This is a genomic window from Pseudomonas sp. B21-040, assembly GCF_024748695.1.
In the GTDB taxonomy this organism is placed as follows: domain Bacteria; phylum Pseudomonadota; class Gammaproteobacteria; order Pseudomonadales; family Pseudomonadaceae; genus Aquipseudomonas.
In genome coordinates this window covers 4107654-4126754 of record NZ_CP087176.1, presented here as the reverse complement: position 1 = coordinate 4126754, position 19101 = coordinate 4107654, and the positions used below count along the sequence as shown (strand labels likewise).

The following is a 19101-nucleotide window of genomic DNA, read 5'->3' as shown; positions in this document are numbered from 1 at the left end:
CTTGCCAGCGACGACAGCAAGCCACTTACCGATTAGACTGCTAAACATCAAATCCGGAGGTCACTATGAGCGCCGAACTTTCCCCCATCGTTTCAGAGTTTGAAACTGAAGAGCAGGCTGCCAGCTACGACCATTGGTTTCGTGCCAAAGTGCAAGCCTCGCTCGATGATCCACGCCCGAATGTCCCACACGATCAGGTGATGGCTGATATGCGAGCCTTGATCGAATCCAAGCGCAACAAGCGCGATGCTGGTTGAGTGGCGGCCCGAGGCTCGGGCTGAACTCTGGCAAATTCTGGATTATATTGGCGACCGTCACCTTGTAGCGGCTAGTGAGTTGTACCAAGCTATTGAAGTTGCTACCTCAGCACTTCCTCAACATCCTTACCTTTATCGATTTGGCCGTGTGCCCGGTACACGGGAAATTGTTGTGCACCCCATTTATCTGGTGGTCTATAGAGTGACGGATCGAATTGAGATCGTGACCGTTTTGCATGCCCGGCAGGAATATCCCTGACTTTTGATTGGGCTGTTCTGTACACGACGCTCCGCTTATTCAGCTCCTTTGTTTTGGCGGTTGGCGAGCTTTGGTAACAGTACCTTTCCAGTTGATCCAACCCAAGCGCCACCAACGTCACGGCAAATTCCAGCCCTCTTGAAACCGCTCGTATTGCGCCTGCGGCATTTGCACCAGCAACGGTGACTCGCGAGGGTCCAGCCATTTGAGCAGCGCGGCAATATCTCCCTGATCCATGGCCGTGCAGCCCAGCGTCGGCGAGGTCGGGCCGCGCCAGATATGGAAGAAAATGCACGAGCCCGAGCCCGCATTGGCCGGGGTGTTGTGCTCGATGAAAATGCCTTGGCGGTAACCTGGCTCGTTGCGCATGTGCTCAGAACTGCTCCAGTCCTTGGCAATCTCCGCGCTGTCGACCAGTTCGTTGTAGCGTCTGGACTGGCCGTCATCCACGCATTCGGTGCTCGGTGTCAGCGAGAGGTACGGTAAGTGGGTGTCGGCCGTGGTGTCGTAACCGAATGCCGTTCCGAGTTTGAAGACCCCGGCCGGTGCCTTTCCGTCGCCTTCGCGTTTGACCGGGCCTTCACCGGCGTCAACGCTGGCAAGTCCCTTGCCCCAACCCATGCCGTTTTTACCCACCATCACTGGAAACGCATCCCCAACTTTTCGAAAGGAGGTGCCGTCGCGCTCATAGCGCTGTGCGGTGCCCTGGATGTCATCCCAGTTTTTGCTGGTAACCACAATCAACTGGCCACTGGCAGCGATCGCGTCGCGGGTGCTGATGGGTGTAATCGGGAAGTCCATCACGTCTTTTGGCGCGCCTTCGCCACCGAACGTGAAGTGCCACCATTCCTTCGAATACCCGCTAAACCCTTCTTTCTCCATGGCGTTGCTCAGGCGCTGACGGTTTTCTTTTGCGGTGGCATTGATCGAAGGGTTGGCGGTGTGCGCGCGTTCATCGAAGCAATCGAACCCGGTGCCCATATCGAGTGCGCCGTCATGCCAGCGCTGTTCATAGGGGGCCGTGCAATCGATGGGTGCGGCCAATGGCGTCCATTGGACGGCGGGCAAGGCGTTCGGACCGGTCAGTGTCAGGTCCACGGTCGAGCCTCTGGAGTGCCCCGACACCCGCGCCACATAGCCCAGGCGCCAGAAGTCCTGTTTGTCCACCCGTGGATAGAACTCGGCCTTGCGTGGGTCGCCCGGTTCTGTCGCGAAGCGGCCCATGTCGGCGACGGCGCGGCTGGGTCGATAGCAATCGAATACCTTCAAACCGTAGCCCTGCAGGCGCAAGGCCGCCTGGACCCGGGCGAGGGCCTTGGCGGTGTCCACGGACAACAGGCATTCCGCAGCGTCGTAACCGTCGAGCCGGTGCCCGGTGAAGTTGTGAGCACCGGCATAACGCATATCCTGTTCTATGCTCGGGTCGATGGTGCGCAAATACACCATGTTCGCAGGCTTTTGTTCGGCACTGGCCATGCCGCAAATGACAAGGCTTATCAGTACCGTCAAAACGCGACTGCGCACCCTTGTCGTCTTCATACAATTTAAATAAATATGTAACAAGATTTCACCATTGGACAGGCAGGGTAACGGTGGCTTCGTGTCAACGATGTCACGGGCCTCAATGACTTATCAATGGTGCAGGGGATGAAGTTGAAGCGGGTCTCGAAAAATAATGAGGTGCTATGACTGTTCTGGTTACCGGAGCTGCCGGTTTTATTGGTTATCACACTGTTAAGCGTTTGTGTCAGCAAGGTCTTGAAGTGATCGGTATCGACAACCTCAACGACTACTACAGCGTAGAGCTCAAAAGGGCACGGCTCAAAGAGTTGGAGTCCTTGCGGGGTTTTCGTTTCCAGCGACTCGATATTGTCGATAAACCGGCCTTGATGACGTTGTTCAAAGAGCATGCTTTCACCGAGGTCGTGCATTTGGCAGCGCAGGCGGGTGTTCGCTATTCGCTGGACAACCCGGACATTTATGCGCAATCGAACCTGGTGGGTTTTCTGAATGTATTGGAAGCCTGTCGGCACCATCGCCCGGAGCATTTGATCTATGCGTCGAGCAGTTCGGTGTACGGCACTAACAGCAAAATGCCGTTCAGCGTCGAAGACGCCGTCGATCACCCGGTTTCGCTGTATGCCGCCAGCAAACGCGCCAATGAGATGCTCGCGCACAGCTATAGCCATCTCTATGGAATTCGTACCAGCGGCCTGCGCTTTTTCACCGTTTACGGGCCGTGGGGCCGGCCGGACATGGCCTTGTTCAAGTTCACCAAGGCGATCCTCAATGACGAGCCGATCGATATCTATAACTACGGCGAGATGGCCCGCGATTTCACGTATGTCGATGACATCGTTGAAAGCATTGCGCGCCTGCGGACAAAACCGCCGGTACAGGGCAATGACGGCGAAGCCGCCAACCGAATCTTCAATATCGGCCGGGGCGAACCCGTGCCGTTGCTGGCGTTCGTCGACTGTCTGGAAAACGTGCTGGGCATCAAGGCCCGGCGCAATTACTTACCGCTACAGGCGGGCGATGTGATCAAGACCTGGGCCGATGTGTCGGTGCTGGCGGACTGGGTCGATTTCCGCCCGCAAGTAGCGGTTGAAACCGGTGTGGCGGAATTTGTGAAGTGGTATCGCCACTTCTATCAGCTATGAAGCGTTCACCCTTGATGTCAACCAATAGCGGCGGGCGAACCCTGTGAGCCAAGATATTTTTGTATCGGTACTGATTCCGGCAAAGAACGAATCCAACAACCTCAAGCCCTTGATTGAGGAAGTGCGCGCCGCGTTGGCGGATGAAGCGTACGAAATCATTGTGGTCGACGATGGCAGTACCGACGCCACCTTGCACGAACTGCAACAGATCAAAAACGGCGGCCTGAGCACGCTGCGCATTCTGTGTCATGAGCGTTCGCTGGGCCAAAGCACCTCGCTTTACCATGCCGCGCTCGCGGCTCGCGGGCAGTGGCTGGCGACGCTCGATGGCGACGGTCAAAACGACCCGGCGGATATCCCCGGCATGTTGCAACTGGTGCGTGGCGGTCATGGTCCGGTCGACGTTCAACTGGTGGCCGGTCACCGGGTCAACCGCCGCGACACCGCGAGTAAACGCTGGGCGTCGCGTTTCGCCAATGGTCTGCGCCGGCGCATGCTCAATGACGCCACGCCGGACACCGGTTGCGGGCTGAAGCTGATCGAGCGCGCAGCGTTTTTGCGCTTGCCGTACTTCGACCATATGCATCGATTCCTGCCGGCGCTGATCCAGCGTCACAACGGCCGAATGATCGTCCACCCGGTCAACCATCGTCCCCGTACGGCCGGGGTGTCCAAGTACGGCAACCTTGACCGCGCGCTGGTGGGCATTCTGGATCTGGTCGGTGTCTGGTGGCTGATCAAGCGCACGCGCCTCAATACCAAGGCACTGGAGATCGAAGGATGAGTTTCTCCCGCGAAACCCTGTGGCTGGCGGTCGGTTTCATTGGCCAGATCGCCTTCACCGGTCGTTTTGTCTTGCAATGGTTGTACAGCGAGTACCAGAAGCGCAGCGTGATTCCCGTGGCGTTCTGGTACTTGAGCATCATCGGCAGTGCATTGCTGCTGGCCTACGCCATTTACCGCCAGGACCCGGTGTTCATTGTCGGTCAGGCGTTTGGCTCGATTGTTTATCTGCGCAATTTGCAGCTGATTGCCAAAAGCAAACTGGTGAAGGAATGAGTCATGCGTAGATCGCTATCGCCCGGTGTTGAATGCCTGGGCCTGATGTTGCTGGCGCTGCTGTTGATCGGCGCCGGATTGGGGCTGCGTCAGCCGCAGAATGTCGACGAGGAACGATTCCTGGGCGTTGCTCTGGAGATGTTGCACAACAGTTCGTGGCTCATTCCGCACCGGGCGGCAGAGATTTACGGCGACAAGCCACCGATTTTCATGTGGACCGTGGCGTTTTTCAGTTGGTTGACCGGGAAACCGGCCATTGCCCTGTATATTCCGGGCCTGTTGTCGGGCGTGACTGTTACCGCGGTGGTCTACGATCTGGGCCGCCGTTTGTGGAATCAGCGTATTGGCCGGATCGCGGCGCTGTTGTACCTGGCCACGTATCAGACTTACAGCATTCTGCAGACCGGTCAGATCGACAGCTTTCTGGTGCTGTTCACCTCGGTCGGCTTGTACGGCCTGACGCGGCACCTGTTGCTCGGCCCGGCCTGGCGCTGGTTTTACCTGGGCTGCGCCGCCATGGGCGTGGGCGTGATCACCAAAGGCGTCGGGTTCGTCCCGGCATTGATGTTGATTCCCTATGCCTATGCCGTGCGCAAAGACTGGTCCGGCGTGGTGGCGATGCCGGGCGAGGCGCGCAAGTGGTGGCTGGGGTTGGCGGTGATATTGGGTGCCACGGCGATCTGGTTGCTGCCCCTGGCGTTGTCCATCGTGCTCAACGGTGGTGCTGATGAAATCGCCTATGCCAAGGAAATACTGCTGCGTCAGACCGCAGGGCGATATGCCGCGGCCTGGGACCATCGCGAACCGTTCTGGTATTTCTTCGTTTATGTGATCCCGCAATATTGGCTGCCGCTGGTGCTTGCGTTGCCGTGGCTGGTGCCCGCGTGGCGTCGGCAGTTGCGCAAGCATGATGGTCGCGTGTTGGTGCTGCTGGGCTGGGTCATGCTGGTGGTGCTGTTTTTCTGCATCAGCAGCGGCAAGCGCAAGTTGTACATCTACCCGGCGCTGCCCGGGCTGGTGCTGGTGGCGGCGCCGCTGATTCCCTGGTTGCTCAAACGCTGGTTCAGCCAGCGCCCGCGCGGTCGGCAGGTGTTCCAGGCGGTGGCTGTGATCTGGTTTGCGCTGTGGTTCGCCCGAGGGTTCATCGAACCGGTCAGGGACGGTGCCAACCCGCATAACGCGATCATGGAACAGGCCGCGACAATGACCGGTGGCGCGGAGCTGGTGTTGGTCAACTGGCGTGAGGGTCACTGGTTATACGCCCGGCAACCGATTGTGCATTTCGGCATGGCCGGCTCCTCGGTCGAGCAAGCGGCCCAATGGTTGCGCGATCACCCCAAGGCATTCGCCCTGGTCCCCGACGAGGAGCTGGGCAAGTGTTTCAATGCCCAGACCGCCCGTGAGCTGGGCGAGACCTCGCGCGCGGAGTGGTCGATTGTGGGCGCCGATGCGGACAACGGAACCTGTCATCCCGAGCCGCCTGCCAACGTCTATCACTTCACCTGGAACGAGCGGGTGAATGAGATGAGGGCGGCGCTGCGCTGAGGATGCGTTATCGGGCTCAGGGCTGATCCTGAGCCCGTTTACTGTTGTTTGATCAAATAAGGCAATTTGCTGGCCCCGCAAGCGCAAAACTATCGCCAAAATCACTTTATTTTCAGGTGGTTAGGGCTAATGCAAGTGCGCAACGTAGCTGTCACGATGATCTCGTTTGCCCTGGCAAGCACTGCCGGCGCTGTCCAGGCCAGGGAATTGATGCCCAATGACCGGTATATGTGCGACTGGGGTGCAGGAACGGCGGCGAGAGCGCAGGAACTCAAGCTGTCCGGGGTGTCGCTGTATGCCGCGCGCCAGAAGATTCAGGTTTATAAATTCAACAAATCGTGGATGCGCATGATGGCGATGGGCATTACCGAGCAAACCTACGACAGCCCTTCGCGCTACACGCCTGCTGCTGTGCGGCAGAGTTTCTATGAAGAATGCGTGCGGTTTAAGTTGGCGCGTAAATAACAACGCCCGAGCATGTAGCAGCTGGCGAAGCCTGCGTTCGGCTGCGTAGCAGTCGTAAATTCTGTACGCGCGGAGTTCCTGAAACACAGCATCGTAGGATTTCACGACTGCTTCGCAGCCGAACGCAGGCTTCGCCAGCTGCTACAGACTGCTTCGTTGAAGGTGTCACTTCAGGCATTGCGCGCCGGCCCTGGCCACTTGTGCATCCTGCTCGGCCTTGACGCCGGACACGCCGACCGCGCCAATCACTTGCCCACCGACAATGATTGGCACGCCCCCTTCAAGTGACGTCAGTAGCGGCGCTGATAAAAAGGCGTAGCGCCCACCGTTGACCATCTCTTCGTAACCCTTGGATTCGCGCCGGCCCAACGCCGAGGTGCGGGCTTTTTCGGTGGCAATGTAGGCGCTGATGGCCGCGCAACCGTCGAGGCGTTCGAGCGCCAGGGGATGCCCGCCGTCATCGACAACAACGATGGTCACGGCCCATTGATTGTTCTGTGCTTCGGTGCGGGCGGCGGTGAGGATCTGGCTGACCTCGATCTGGCTCAGTACGGCTTTGCTGTTCATGGCGATTCTCCATTGCGTGGTCAGGGCAGAGCGGCTTCAACCAGTTCGATCCAGTGCCGGACGGGGGTTCGACCGGCACCGTCGAGATGGGTCTGACAACCGATATTGGCGGTAACAATGACTTCGGGGTGCCCGCTTTCCAGCGCATTGAGTTTGTTATCGCGCAGTTGTCGGGACAGTTCGGGTTGGGTCAGCGAATAGGTGCCCGCCGAGCCGCAGCACAGGTGGCTGTCGGGCACGGGCGTGAGGTTGAACCCCAGGCTCGTCAGCAGAGCCTCCACCGCGCCACCGAGTTTTTGCGCGTGCTGCAAGGTGCAGGGGCAGTGGAACGCCAGGCGCTGATCGCTGTGGATGCCGAGTGTTTCCAGCGGTTCATCGCGCAGCACTTCGACCAGGTCCTTGGCCAGTGCGCTGACCTTTTTCGCCTTGTCGGCATAGGCCGGGTCGGCGCGGAGCAAGTGGCCGTAGTCCTTGATAAATGCACCGCAACCGCTGGCGGTCTGCACGATGGCTTCGGCACCGCTCTCGATGCTCGGCCACCACGCATCAATGTTGCGACGGGCGCGGTCCAGTCCAGCCGCCTGGGCGTCGAGGTGATAGTCGACGGCGCCGCAGCAACCGGCCTCGCGGGCCGGTATGACGCTGATGCCCAACCGGTCCAGCACGCGTGCGGTGGCGGCATTGGTGTTGGGTGACAGACCCGGCTGAACGCAGCCTTCCAGGATCAATACCTGCCTGGCGTGGCGCACCGTCGGTCGTGGTTTCGCCGGGTACACACGGCGCGGCAGTTTGGCCTGCAAAGTGTTTGGCAGCAGTGCACGGAACACTTGCCCACTATTGACCAGCGCTTTGAACAGTCCGGGATTGGGCACGACGCTGCGCAAACCTTCACGCAACAAGCGCTGCTCGAGTGAACGCGGTACGGCTGCATCCACCACCGCGCGACCGATGTCGAGCAAGTTGTGGTAATCGACGCCGGAGGGGCAGGTGGTTTCGCAGTTGCGGCACGACAGGCAGCGGTCCAGGTGCTGTTGGGTTTTGCTGGTGACCTCGTGGCCTTCCAGCACCTGCTTGATCAGGTAGATGCGCCCCCTCGGCCCATCCAGTTCATCGCCCAGCAACTGGTACGTCGGGCAAGTGGCGTTGCAAAAACCGCAGTGCACGCACGTGCGCAGAATGCTTTCAGCTTCTTCGGCGCGGGGCAGTTGGCGGGCGTGTTCGCTGAGTGTGGTCTGCATGGTTCAACACTCCGCGTACAGGCGACCGGGATTGAAGATGCCCCGTGGATCGAGCTGCTGCTTGAGGTTTCGGTGGTACAGCATCAGCGCCGCCGGCAACGGTTGGAAGGGGCTATCGATCAGGCCGTGGCTGTAACAGGTCACATGCCCGCCGACCTCGCTCACGATCTTGCGAATGAACGATGCCTGCGCCTCGGATTTGAGCCAGCGCTGGGCGCCGCCCCAATCGATCAGTTGCACACCGGGCAGGGAAAGCCGAGGCGTGTTGTGAGGCAGGGACAAGCGCCAAAGGGGTTGGTCCTCATCGAAAAAACTCAGTCGATGTTCATTGAGGTCTTCCCAGTACGACGCGTCCAGCAACTCGCCGCCCAAACGGTCATGGGCCGCCGCCACCGAGCCTTCGCCGCCTTCCAGCCGCAGGTGCAGGCGTTGCCCGTCGTGGCTCGCCGCGCTGATCGGCAGCGGCTGTTGGCCCCATTCCGCCAGAAGCAGCAAAGCACGGTCACTGTCCATTTCCAGGCTGATGCTCAGGCACTGACGTGGTTTGGGCAGGACCTTGAGCGAGACCTCCGTCACCACACCCAGCGCCCCGAAACTGCCAGCCATCAAGCGCGAGAGGTCGTAGCCTGCGACGTTCTTCATGACTTCGCCACCGAAGCGCAAATGCTTGCCTAGCCCGGTGATCACCCGCGTACCGAGGACAAAATCCCTGACCGATCCAGACCACGGGCGCCGTGGCCCCGACAATCCGCAGGCAATCATGCCGCCGACGGTGGCGTCGTCACCGAAGGAGGGCGGTTCGCACGCCAGCATTTGCTGCGCGTCGTCCAGGACGTTGGCCAGTTCTGACAACCGCGTACCGCAACGGGCGGTGATCACCAGCTCGGTCGGGTCATAACTGACGATGCCTCGATGAGTGCGTGTGTCGAGGACTTCGCCCGCGACGATGCGCCCAAGAAACGCCTTGCTGTTGGAGCCCTGAATGCGCAACGGCGTGGCGTTTTGCAGCGCCTGATTGACCTGCTCCAGCAGGGCATCGCTATCATCCATATCGTAGGGTTCAAGCATCAGAAACGCTCCAGATCAGGGAAGGGCATCTGACCCGAATGCACGTGCATGGCGCCAAACTCGGCGCAGCGGTGCAGGGTGGGGATGTTCTTGCCGGGATTGAGCAGGCCGCCCGGATCGAAGGCGGCTTTGACCGCATGGAACAGTGTCAGCTCATCGCTGTTGAACTGCGCGCACATCTGATTGATTTTCTCGCGGCCCACACCGTGTTCACCGGTAATGCTGCCGCCGACCTTCACACACAACTCAAGGATTTTGCCGCCCAGGGCTTCGGCGCGATCCAGCTCGCCGGGCTGGTTGGCATCGAACAGAATCAGCGGATGCATGTTGCCGTCGCCCGCGTGGAAAACATTGGCGACCCGCAGGCCATATTCGACCGACAGCGCAGCAATCGCCTGCAACACGCCGGGCAGTTCGCGGCGCGGGATCGTCCCGTCCATGCAGTAATAATCGGGTGAGAGGCGTCCCACCGCTGGAAAGGCATTCTTGCGCCCGGCCCAGAAGCGCACGCGCTCCGCTTCGTCACGGGCCTGGCGGACTTCGGTGGCGCCGGCCTGTTCCAGCACCCGGCGCACGCGGTTGCAGTCATCGAAAACGTCGGCCTCAACGCCATCGAGTTCGCAGAGCAAAATGGCTTCGGCGTCGACGGGATAACCAGCGTGGATAAAGTCCTCGGCGGCGCGAATGGCCAGGTTGTCCATCATCTCCAAACCACCGGGGATGATCCCGGCCGCAATGATGTCGCCCACTGCGCGACCGGCCTTTTCGACGGAATCGAACGCGGCCAGCAGTACCTTTGCCGTTTGCGGTTTGGGCAGCAGTTTGACGGTGATTTCGGTAATCACCCCGAGCATGCCTTCAGAGCCGGTGAACAGGGCCAGAAGGTCGAAGCCCGGTGAATCGAGTGCTTCGCTGCCCAGCGTCAGGTGCTCGCCATCGACGGTCAGGATGTCGACCTTGAGCACGTTGTGCACGGTCAGACCGTACTTCAGACAATGCACGCCACCGGCATTTTCGGCGACATTACCGCCGATAGAACAGGCGATCTGCGAGGACGGGTCCGGCGCGTAGTACAGGCCGAAGGGCGCGGCCGCCTGGGAAATCGCCAGATTACGCACCCCCGGCTGAACCCGCGCAGTGCGGGCGGCGGCGTCGATATGCAGGATGTTGTTGAAGCGCGCCATCACCAGCAATACGCCTTTTTCCAGCGGCAATGCACCGCCGGACAACCCCGTACCGGCGCCACGGGCAACCACCGGGACGTGCCGTTCATGGCAGAGTCGAAGGATGCCCTGGACTTCGTCGAGGTGGCGGGGCAGCACCACCAGCAGCGGCGTGGTGCGGTAAGCGGAGAGCCCGTCGCATTCGTACGGTCTGAGTTCCTCCTGCTGATGTAGGATTTCCAGATCCGGCAACCGTGCTCGCAGCGCCTGGAGCAGGGCGGCTCTGTCGACTTCGGGCAAAGCGCCGTCGACGCGTTCATCGTAAAGAATGTTCATAGCCTGATCGCGACCCTCAGTTATTTTTATTAGAGGTCAGTTTCCGGTGATAGGTCCTTGGCAAACGTTAGCTCAGTTGCGCGCTTGAGCAGATTTGATTTTGACGCACCCATAAAAAAACGGGCGCCTTCAAGACGCCCGGTTGGATTTTCAGCGTTGCCGGGGAATAACGGCTTATGGAACAACTTTGCCGAGCAAATCCTTGGGTCCGACGATGGCCGGTTTCTGGTCATAACCCAGTTCGGCCAGGAGCTTGCCCGTCGCACGAACCAGGGCATTGAACGTTGGCCGTTGTTTGGATGAGCGCAGCGTTTGGGCGAGTGCGTAAGTGAATGCACCGTACGAAATCACGCCGTGACGGTATTCATACGACAATTGGGATTCGCCACAGGCGTACATCAGGATCGGCAGAAACGGGCCGTTGTGCTTATAAACAGCACGACGTTTGTTGTAGAGCTTGTCGTCGTACCCACGCTCCGCGATGGCTTGTCCGACTCGGCGAATGCCGTTGCGATTGCTCACGGTATTGGCGGCTTCGGCCTGCTGTGCACTTTTGCGCGCCTGTTTGACCCAGTCGCGCTCGACCCACATCTGCAACTTGGCCTCCCAGCGCAGGGCGCGATGGCGGATGTCATCCGGCGGTGTCAACCCGCGGGCACGCCGTGCGCCTTCGCGCGTCATGCCGCCCGAATGGCAGCAATCGAAGATCGTAATGAACTGCGTGTCGTATGGCAGCTGGATGTATAGGTCGCGAAAGTCGTTGTCGACGATGGCGTGCTGCGGTGTCCAGTCGAAATCCCATGGGCACAGGCATTCGTCGATGCGATCGGCTTCGCCTGCGGCATTGGTATTGGGGATCTGCGCACCGTGCCCCGAGTAGAAGAGCACCCGGCGATCACCCGCCTGAGCATCGTCGAGCAGCCAGTGCAGGCGATCGCGAATGCCGGCCGTGGTGGCGCGGTCATCGAGCACCACGCGGATGTCATCCGGCGAGAAGTTCGATTCTTGCAGCAGCGAACTCATCAGAAACACGTCATTGACGCAGCCTTCGAGCCGGTCCGCAGGGTTGGGGTAGTTGTTGATCCCGATCAGCAGGGCCTTGTCCCGCGAGCGACGCGCGGTGCGCGCCTTTGGCACTGCAAGCCCCAGGGACTTGTCGACAGCAAGCAGGCGTTTGTCGAATCCTCTGGCAAGGCCTGCCTGCAACAGGGGCCCCCATACATTGGACCGGGTTTCGACGTGGCCCAGATAGAACGTCGCATCGTGATTGAGCGCGTCGCCCGGCTTGTCGAACGGCGTCATGACCTGGGTGAAGTTTGCATCGCGCAAGTACAGCGGTGCGGTGAACACATGGTCGTGTTCGTTGTAGAGGTGATACCACTTGTACGCCGTCTCGATGCCTTCAATGCGCCCGCCGAACGTTTCGCGCACGGCGGGGTTGGCAATCTGCGAGCCGAAGGTGATCAACACACGATTGCTCATCAGTGACGAATCTCGCCGGAACGTGTCGTAGGCGACCAGCGTACCGAGGCTGTGGGCGCAGACGATGTCCGGCTGGAAATCGTTAACGCGGTTGGCGAGGTCTTTACGCAATGTGGTCCGCAGCGCCTCGTCCGCCGTCCACTGCGCCACCATGCCGGCCGTCCAGCGCAGGCGATCGGGAAATTGCCCGATGCCGCGGTCGCGCCGGAACACGTCGCCAACCGAGTGGATCACGGAACTGGTCAGGAGTCGCAGCGTCGCTTCGGCAATTTCCGGCGCGCCGAGGCCGCTGTTTGCAAAACGCGCGTCATATTCGAAATAGTCCAGTTCGATGACGGCGTTCGGCGCCGCGCTCAGTACCGCGTTGGTAATGGCTCGCTTCCAGGATTGCTCAAAAGTCTCGTCCGCTTCCTCGTGGCCGATGCCATGCACGCACAAAATCTTCATTTCCATTTCCTTGTTGTCATGTTGAGTTTGCTGGCGTTTTTTAGGCAGGCGAACTTGGAGTCGTGGTCGAGGGAAGAGTGGTGCACGTTAATAACTAATCACTTGTTCGCATGTGGTGTTGAGCATATTAGATAAACAAAATTCGTCCGGAAGTTTTTATGAATATTCGGAATGAATGGTTTGTTTTTAATTTTGATAGTTGCTATGGGGATGCGGGTCACGTTATTCGCTGCCTGTGGGGTCGGTAGGGTAGGGCTTTTGATATTCATGCTGGCGCGCCAAGTATCAATTTTTTATGGTGTATTACTTGCATTACAAGTGCAGGATTATTTGTTTTAGGGCCGTTGTATTAATTGAAATTTCGACGGGGTGCTTGCGTTTTTTTTAAACATTAACGGTTGTAATACACCCGCAAAGTCATCGGGGTTTCTACTCGCGACCCTTTTGTGTTTCCTTGCTGAAAAACGCCTCGACTGTCGTAAAAACGACCTGTTTGCGCCGAACGCGAAGCCTCGTGACTTTTCTGTTGAACGACTGTTCAGCTTCGACTATGTTGGTGGCCACCTCCCCGGCTGGTTGCGCGGGCTTGCGTTTCTTCATTTCGAACGAGGCACTGGCATGCGGTTTTCACCCTTTGTTGAGCGGATTTCAGGCGACGGTGTCGCCGCCTGGGATATTCACAATGCAGCCTTTGAAGCCCAGCGCCGTGGTGAGGATGTGATCATTCTCAGTGTCGGTGATCCGGATTTCCCCACACCCGATTTCATCACCGATGCCGCCATCGAAGCGCTGCGCGAAGGCGACACTCACTACACCGAAATCGCCGGGCGCCAGGCCTTGCGCGAAGCCATCGCCGCTCGTTACAGCCCACTGTTCGACCGTGAGGTGTCAGCGCCCAACGTAATCGTCGCGGCCGGGGCGCAGAACGCGCTGTTCATCACGTCGATGTGCCTGCTCAACACCGGCGATGAAGTGATTGCCCTGGACCCGATGTACGTGACGTACGAGGCCACACTCAAGGCGTCCGGTGCGACGCTGGTGCGGGTGCCGTGCTCGGCGGATTCCGGTTTCAGGCTCGATGCCGCTGTGTTGGCCAAGGCCATTACCCCGCGCACCCGGGCAATTTTCTTCTCCAACCCGAACAACCCCACCGGCGTGGTGCTCAATCGCGAAGAGCTGCAAGCCATCGCCGATCTCGCCATCGAGCATGACCTGTGGGTCGTGGTCGATGAGGTCTACGAAAGCCTCGCGTTCGAACGCGAACACCTCAGTCTCGCGGCGTTGCCGGGCATGGCCGAACGCTGCGTGGTCATTGGCAGTCTGTCGAAGTCTCATGCCATGACCGGTTGGCGCATCGGCTGGATCGTCGCCGCCCCCGCCCTGATCGAACATGCCGAAACCCTGGTGCTGAGCATGCTGTATGGCTTGCCGGGGTTTGTCATGGAGGCGGCGCTCAAAGCGGTGCAGGCCCACGACGACGTGACCCACGGCATGCGCGAGATCTATCGCCGTCGTCGTGATCTGGTGGTCGCGAGCCTGGCGGATTGCCCGGGCATTTCAGTGCTCAATCCCGATGCCGGCATGTTCGTGCTGGTGGACGTGCGCGACACCGGGCTGGCCTCGCTTGAGTTCGCCTGGCGCCTGCTGCGCGAGGCGCGCGTGTCGGTCCTCGATGCGGCAGCGTTTGGCGAACCCGCGCAAGGTTTTGTACGGCTCTCGTTCACCCTGGGTGAAGAGCGACTGGCCCAGGCTTGCCAGCGTATTCGCGATTTCGTCCTGGTGTTGAAAGGTGAGGCTCCACGGCCCGTAATCAGCCGCGTTACTTGTGAGGCAACCGTTGCACCGGTTGCGGCCAAGACCATGATCGAAGTCGATGGCCTGCACAAACGCTTCGGCAATATCGAAGTGCTCAAAGGCGTATCCCTGACGGCTCGCGAAGGCGATGTGATCTCCCTGATCGGCGCCAGCGGCTCGGGCAAAAGTACCTTGCTGCGCTGCATCAACATGCTCGAAGTGCCGGATCAGGGGCGGATTCTGGTGGACGGCGAAAGCATCAAGCTCAACCACGACCGTCCCGGCGCGCCGCTGGTGTCTGACGCCAAACAGTTGGTGCGGATCCGTTCGAGCCTGGGCATGGTGTTTCAGAATTTCAATCTCTGGCCCCATCGCACGGTGCTGGAAAACCTCATCGAAGCGCCGACCCAGGTCCTGCGTGAAAGCCGTGCCGAGGCCACCGAACGGGCCGAAGCGTTGCTGGAACGCGTCGGGCTGGCGGCCAAGCGCAACGAGTACCCGGCGTTTCTCTCCGGGGGACAGCAACAACGGGTGGCCATCGCCCGGGCCCTGGCCATGCGGCCCAAGGTCATGCTGTTCGATGAACCCACCTCGGCACTCGACCCGGAACTGGTCGGCGAAGTGCTGCGGGTGATCCGCTCCCTCGCGGAAGAAGGCCGGACCATGATCCTGGTGACCCATGAGATGGCTTTTGCCCGCGATGTCTCTTCCAAAGTTGCCTATTTGCACCAAGGGCTGATCGAGGAAACCGGTTCGCCGGATGAAGTGTTCGTACACCCACGCAGTGAACGTTGCCGACAATTCGTCAACGCGCATCAGACTCGCTAATACATCATAAAAAGACGGGGAAAAATCATGGGAAATCGACGTTTGGCAAACTGGTTTACAGGCGCGGCCTGCTTGTTGCTGGCCGGCATGAGCGCGGCGCAAGCCCAGCCGATCAGGTTCGCGGTCGCAGCCGAACCGTATCCGCCGTACACCGAAAAGCAGGCCAACGGTGAATGGAAAGGCTTTGAGGTCGACCTGATCCACAAGCTGTGCAGCGAAATGAAAGCCGAGTGCGAGATCAAGGAAGTGGCGTGGGACGGGATCATTCCGTCGCTGCTGGCGAAGAAGATCGACGTGATTTTTTCCTCGATGTCGGTGACCGAAGAACGCGAAAAACAGATCGCCTTCAGCAAGGCCTACTACGACTCGGTGATCGCGATTGTCGGTCCGAAGGGCACTTCCGTTAAAAAGTACCCGGATGACCTCAAGGGCAAGACCATCGGCGTACAGAACTCGACGGTCAGCGCCAGTTTCCTGAAGACCTACTACGAGAAAATCGCCGACGTTAAGTATTACGACACCCAGGACTCGGCCAACGCTGACCTGATTGCCGGTCGCATCGACCTGATGATGGCGGACGGCACGGCCATGGCGGCGTTCGTACAGACGCCGGATGCCAGCAACCTGGCCTACCTCGGCGCAGTGCCTTATGACCCGATCTTCGGCAAAGGTGTGGGCGCCGGCCTGCGCAAGGATGACACCGAGCTCAAGGCCAAACTCGACAAGGCCATCCAGGAACTGTTGGCGAGCAAGGACTATGACGACCTCTCCCAAAGCTACTTCGGTACCAGCGTAAAACCTGCGTTCTGACGCAACCGCTATTCCCTGTAGGAGCCGGGCTTGCCCGCGATGGGGCCCTCGAGGCCGCCCAAAAGCATCGCGGGCAAGCCATGCTCCTACAGGGGTAGGTGATGCCGTGAACGTCGCTAACTGGAGAGTGAAATGCCAGCAATGTTCGAGTTGATCAACTTCAGCGAGCAAGGATGGGGCGGTGCGCTGCTGAAGGGGCTCTGGATGACCCTGCAGATTTCGGCCGGGGCGTTTGTGCTCGGGCTTTTGATCGGGCTGGTGGTGGCCTGCCTGAAGCTGAGTGCGCCCAAACCCATCGCGGCACTGATGCGCAGCTACACCACCTTGTTCCGCGCGGTTCCGGAGTTGTTGCTGATTCTCTTGCTGTACTACGTCGGCTCCATGCTCCTCAATTCGCTGATGACGCAGATGGGTTACGGCACCGTGGATGTCAGCGGCCCATTGGCGGCGATCGTGGTGCTGGGCCTGGTGCAAGGGGCTTACGCGTCGGAGATTTTCCGCGCGGCGATCCAGGCCATTCCATTCGGCCAGATCGAGGCGGCCAAGGCGTTTGGCTTGAACGGCTTCGGCCTGTTCCGGCGAGTCACGCTGCCGATCATGGCGCCTTACGCAATGGCCGGGATGGCCAACTTGTGGATCAACCTGATCAAGGACAGCGCATTGATCAGCGTGGTCGGCACTAACGAACTGCTCTACACCGCCAAGCAAGGCGCGGGTTCGACGCGGCATTACTTGTTGTTCTACCTCACCGCCGCGGCGATGTATTACGCGGTGACACTGGTGTCCAACTACCTGTCTGGACGGCTTGAGCGACGCATCCGTCGCTGGATGCCTTTGGCTGAGTAAACGAAATGATTCCAGCGTGGATAATTGAATACGCGGCGCTGTTGGGCCGAGGGCTGCAAACGACCATCACCATCCTGTTGATCTCCAGCGTGTTCGGCTACGCACTGGCGGTGTTGGTGGCACTGGCGCGGATTTCAAAGAACCGGGTGATTGCCAAGGTCAGCCTGTTCTACACCAGCGTGACGCGCGGTACGCCATTGCTGATCCAGATCTACATTTTCTACTACGGCCTCGGCAGCCTGTTTGCGCAGTTTCCGTTGATTCGCGGCAGCTTCCTCTGGCCGTACCTGCGTGACGGTTACTGGTACATCGTGTTTGCCCTGGTGGTGTCGGTGGGGGCCTATGTCGGCGAAGTGATTCGCGGTGGCCTATTGGCGGTACCCAAGGGTGAGATGGAAGCGGCGTCGGCCTTTGGCATGACGGCGCGTCAGTCCCTGCTTCGCGTGCGCTTGCCTCGGGCCCTGCGCTTGCTGTTGCCGACGCTGGCCGGGGAGACCGTGATGCTCCTCAAGTCGACGGCGCTGGCCTCGACCATTGCCATTATCGATCTGTTGGGGGCCGCCAACGTGGTGCGGGCGCAGACGCTGCAAGTCTATGAGCCGCTGTTGCTGGTGGCCGGCGTGTATGTTTGCCTGACGTTCCTGATCGAGGCGCTGTTTGCCTTTGCCGAGCGGCGCGGGACGCCCGTGCGCAGGTCGGCGTAATGAGCACGACACGGATCGTCGACCGGTCGTTGCAAGGCATCGGCCTGTGCACGTTGGGATATACGTTTCTGGCGTTGCAGGACGCCGCCATCAAATGGCTGGTCGCCGATTATTCGGTGGTCAGCATTCTGTTCTGGCGTGCGTTCGTGGTGGTGCTGGCCTGTCTGCTGGCGGGGCGGTTGCGCCTGGTCCAGCGCGCCTGGCACTCACCGAGCCGACGCTTGCTGGTGGTGCGCGGGCTGCTGTCGATTGTGGCTTGGGTGTTGTATTACACGGCGGCCCGCGACCTGAGCCTGGCGGAAATGACCACCCTGTATTTCTCCGCACCGATCATGGTCACGGTGCTGGCGGCGGTGATTCTCAAGGAACGCGCCAGCGCTTGGCAGTGGGTCAGCCTGATCATTGGATTTGCCGGTGTGCTCATTGCCTGTCGCCCAGGCAACATGACCGACCCGCTGCCGGTGGCGCTGACGCTGTTGGCCGCGGTGTGCTGGGCGTTCACCTACATTCAATTGCGCCAGGTGGATGAGCAGACATCCGTGCTGGAGCAGATGCTGATCACCAACGTGGTGTTTGTCATTTGCATGACAGTGGCCTTGCCCTGGACCTACACCCCGGCGCCGACCCCGGCCTGGCTGGGGATGCTCGGGGCCGGGCTGGTCGGCGGTATTGGTCAGTTTCTATTGTTCGCCAGTTTCCAGCGGGCCACCGCGACGTTGCTGGCACCGTTCGAGTACACCGGGCTGATCTGGGCGTTCCTGCTGTCGAGCCTGATCTGGGGCACGCTGATGGATGTGTCGCTGATGATCGGTGCCGGGCTGATCGCGGTCAGTGGCACCCTGGCGATGATCTTCGGTCGTCATCCCTCACACGACGTCGTCGGTGCTGAATGCTCCGTGACGCAGCCCCTTTATCCAGCAACGACAGATATGGAGGCCGTTGGCGGGGCTGAAGGTTTCGGGGTTCAGGCACCACTCGATCCAGAGTCCGTCGAGCATCGCCGATAAACCGATGGCGGCCAGGCGCGTGTCGTGGATCACGAACCCTTCGCTGGTTGCCATGTCATCGAGCAATTGGCGGAGCAGGTCGAGGTAGGCGCGATAGCTTTTTTCGTGGGACTGGCTGACGTGTTCGGAGTGACGAATCAGGCTCCAGAACACCACCCAGACGCCGAGCAGTTGCGGGTCCATGACCCGGGGCGAGAAGGAGCCGGTGAGGAAGGCGTCCATCTTTTCGGCAGGGGTGCCGGCCTGCTGGATTTCCTGGAGCAGGGCGGTGGTCAGTTCGCTGGCGATCTTTTGGTAGGTGTCGGCGATCAACGCATCGATGCTGCCGAAATGGTGATTGAGCAACCCTACGGACACGCCGGCTTCGGTGGCGATGCGACGCACGGAAATACCGGCGTGACCATCGCGCACCAGGCAACGCAGGGTCGCGGCAACCAGCATTTCGCGGCGTTCGTCAGGTTCGGCACGACGGTTTTTCGGGGCGGGGGTGGTCACAAGCGAATCCTTGGGTGTATTGCCTGGTTCGCGAGCTTAGTTGAACGTGCGTTCAATCACCAGTCTCG

18 protein-coding genes and 1 pseudogene are annotated in these 19101 nt (G+C 59.9%); 12 read left to right on the top strand and 7 right to left on the bottom strand.

Annotation, left to right across the window (positions count from 1 at the left end; all coding sequences use genetic code 11):
- Nucleotides 1-65: 65 nt before the first annotated feature.
- Nucleotides 66-257, top strand: coding sequence for a hypothetical protein (locus tag LOY55_RS18930; protein WP_046030461.1), 192 nt, complete (start codon nucleotides 66-68; stop codon nucleotides 255-257).
- Entirely contained in the window at nucleotides 247-516 is a 270-nt protein-coding gene (locus tag LOY55_RS18925) for a type II toxin-antitoxin system RelE/ParE family toxin (protein WP_109786729.1), read from the top strand. Before LOY55_RS18930 ends, LOY55_RS18925 begins: the two co-directional genes overlap by 11 nt.
- A gap of 117 nt (nucleotides 517-633) precedes the next feature.
- On the opposite strand, the gene LOY55_RS18920 is transcribed toward LOY55_RS18925, so the two are convergent.
- Nucleotides 634-1992 carry a M15 family metallopeptidase gene (locus LOY55_RS18920; RefSeq protein ID WP_258668357.1) on the bottom strand — a complete coding sequence of 453 codons (1359 nt, stop codon included), beginning with the start codon at nucleotides 1990-1992 and terminating at the stop codon, nucleotides 634-636.
- 209 nt (nucleotides 1993-2201) lie between these two features.
- Here LOY55_RS18920 and LOY55_RS18915 point away from each other — a divergent pair, with 209 nt between their 5' ends.
- From LOY55_RS18915 to LOY55_RS18895, 5 genes are all read left to right on the top strand, one after another.
- Complete coding sequence (locus tag LOY55_RS18915; protein WP_109786727.1) at nucleotides 2202-3179, top strand: NAD-dependent epimerase; 978 nt, start codon at nucleotides 2202-2204, stop codon at nucleotides 3177-3179.
- Nucleotides 3180-3222: 43 nt separating this feature from the next.
- Nucleotides 3223-3963, top strand: a complete 741-nt coding sequence (locus LOY55_RS18910; protein ID WP_109786726.1) for a glycosyltransferase family 2 protein — start codon at nucleotides 3223-3225, stop codon at nucleotides 3961-3963.
- Nucleotides 3960-4238, top strand: coding sequence for a lipid-A-disaccharide synthase N-terminal domain-containing protein (locus tag LOY55_RS18905; protein WP_046030454.1), 279 nt, complete (start codon nucleotides 3960-3962; stop codon nucleotides 4236-4238). Before LOY55_RS18910 ends, LOY55_RS18905 begins: the two co-directional genes overlap by 4 nt.
- A 3-nt stretch (nucleotides 4239-4241) precedes the next feature.
- Nucleotides 4242-5783, top strand: coding sequence for a glycosyltransferase family 39 protein (locus LOY55_RS18900; RefSeq protein ID WP_258666247.1), 1542 nt, complete (start codon nucleotides 4242-4244; stop codon nucleotides 5781-5783).
- Between the two features lie 135 nt (nucleotides 5784-5918).
- Nucleotides 5919-6248, top strand: coding sequence for a hypothetical protein (locus LOY55_RS18895; protein WP_046030600.1), 330 nt, complete (start codon nucleotides 5919-5921; stop codon nucleotides 6246-6248).
- Between the two features lie 165 nt (nucleotides 6249-6413).
- Here LOY55_RS18895 and LOY55_RS18890 read toward each other — a convergent pair whose 3' ends face one another.
- The 5 genes from LOY55_RS18890 to LOY55_RS18870 form a co-directional block, all read right to left on the bottom strand.
- Nucleotides 6414-6815, bottom strand: coding sequence for a heme-binding protein (locus tag LOY55_RS18890; RefSeq protein ID WP_109786724.1), 402 nt, complete (start codon nucleotides 6813-6815; stop codon nucleotides 6414-6416).
- 20 nt (nucleotides 6816-6835) lie between these two features.
- On the bottom strand, nucleotides 6836-8053 hold the full coding sequence (gene glcF / locus LOY55_RS18885) for a glycolate oxidase subunit GlcF (protein ID WP_109786723.1): 1218 nt from the start codon (nucleotides 8051-8053) through the stop codon (nucleotides 6836-6838).
- Between the two features lie 3 nt (nucleotides 8054-8056).
- Complete coding sequence (gene glcE / locus LOY55_RS18880) at nucleotides 8057-9121, bottom strand: glycolate oxidase subunit GlcE (RefSeq protein WP_109786722.1); 1065 nt, start codon at nucleotides 9119-9121, stop codon at nucleotides 8057-8059.
- Nucleotides 9121-10620: a glycolate oxidase subunit GlcD gene (gene glcD, locus LOY55_RS18875; RefSeq protein WP_109786721.1), complete on the bottom strand. Its 1500-nt coding sequence runs from the start codon at nucleotides 10618-10620 to the stop codon at nucleotides 9121-9123. Before glcD ends, glcE begins: the two co-directional genes overlap by 1 nt.
- Before the next feature lie 174 nt (nucleotides 10621-10794).
- A complete protein-coding gene (locus LOY55_RS18870) occupies nucleotides 10795-12549 on the bottom strand; it encodes a caspase family protein (RefSeq protein WP_158283927.1) in 1755 nt (584 codons plus the stop codon).
- A 618-nt stretch (nucleotides 12550-13167) separates the two neighbouring features.
- Between LOY55_RS18870 and LOY55_RS31045 the strand changes: the two genes are divergently transcribed.
- The 5 genes from LOY55_RS31045 (at nucleotide 13168) to LOY55_RS18840 (ending at nucleotide 18538) form a co-directional block, all read left to right on the top strand.
- The gene (locus LOY55_RS31045) at nucleotides 13168-15171 is read left to right on the top strand and encodes an aminotransferase class I/II-fold pyridoxal phosphate-dependent enzyme (protein WP_309475388.1); all 2004 of its coding nucleotides are present in this window, start codon (nucleotides 13168-13170) and stop codon (nucleotides 15169-15171) included.
- A gap of 27 nt (nucleotides 15172-15198) precedes the next feature.
- Nucleotides 15199-15981: a transporter substrate-binding domain-containing protein gene (locus tag LOY55_RS18855; RefSeq protein ID WP_109786718.1), complete on the top strand. Its 783-nt coding sequence runs from the start codon at nucleotides 15199-15201 to the stop codon at nucleotides 15979-15981.
- A 132-nt stretch (nucleotides 15982-16113) separates the two neighbouring features.
- A complete protein-coding gene (locus tag LOY55_RS18850; RefSeq protein ID WP_046030435.1) occupies nucleotides 16114-16827 on the top strand; it encodes an ABC transporter permease in 714 nt (237 codons plus the stop codon).
- Between the two features lie 5 nt (nucleotides 16828-16832).
- Nucleotides 16833-17531 (top strand): ABC transporter permease subunit, encoded by a 699-nt coding sequence (locus tag LOY55_RS18845; protein ID WP_046030434.1) that lies wholly within the window; start codon nucleotides 16833-16835, stop codon nucleotides 17529-17531.
- On the top strand, nucleotides 17531-18538 hold the full coding sequence (locus LOY55_RS18840; RefSeq protein WP_109786717.1) for a DMT family transporter: 1008 nt from the start codon (nucleotides 17531-17533) through the stop codon (nucleotides 18536-18538). The genes LOY55_RS18845 and LOY55_RS18840 overlap by 1 nt, the downstream gene beginning before the upstream one ends.
- Here LOY55_RS18840 and LOY55_RS18835 read toward each other — a convergent pair.
- Nucleotides 18494-18979, bottom strand: a pseudogene (locus tag LOY55_RS18835) (TetR/AcrR family transcriptional regulator); the annotation flags it as partial. The gene LOY55_RS18840 and the pseudogene LOY55_RS18835 sit on opposite strands and share 45 nt — an antisense overlap.
- Nucleotides 18980-19101 lie beyond the last annotated feature (122 nt).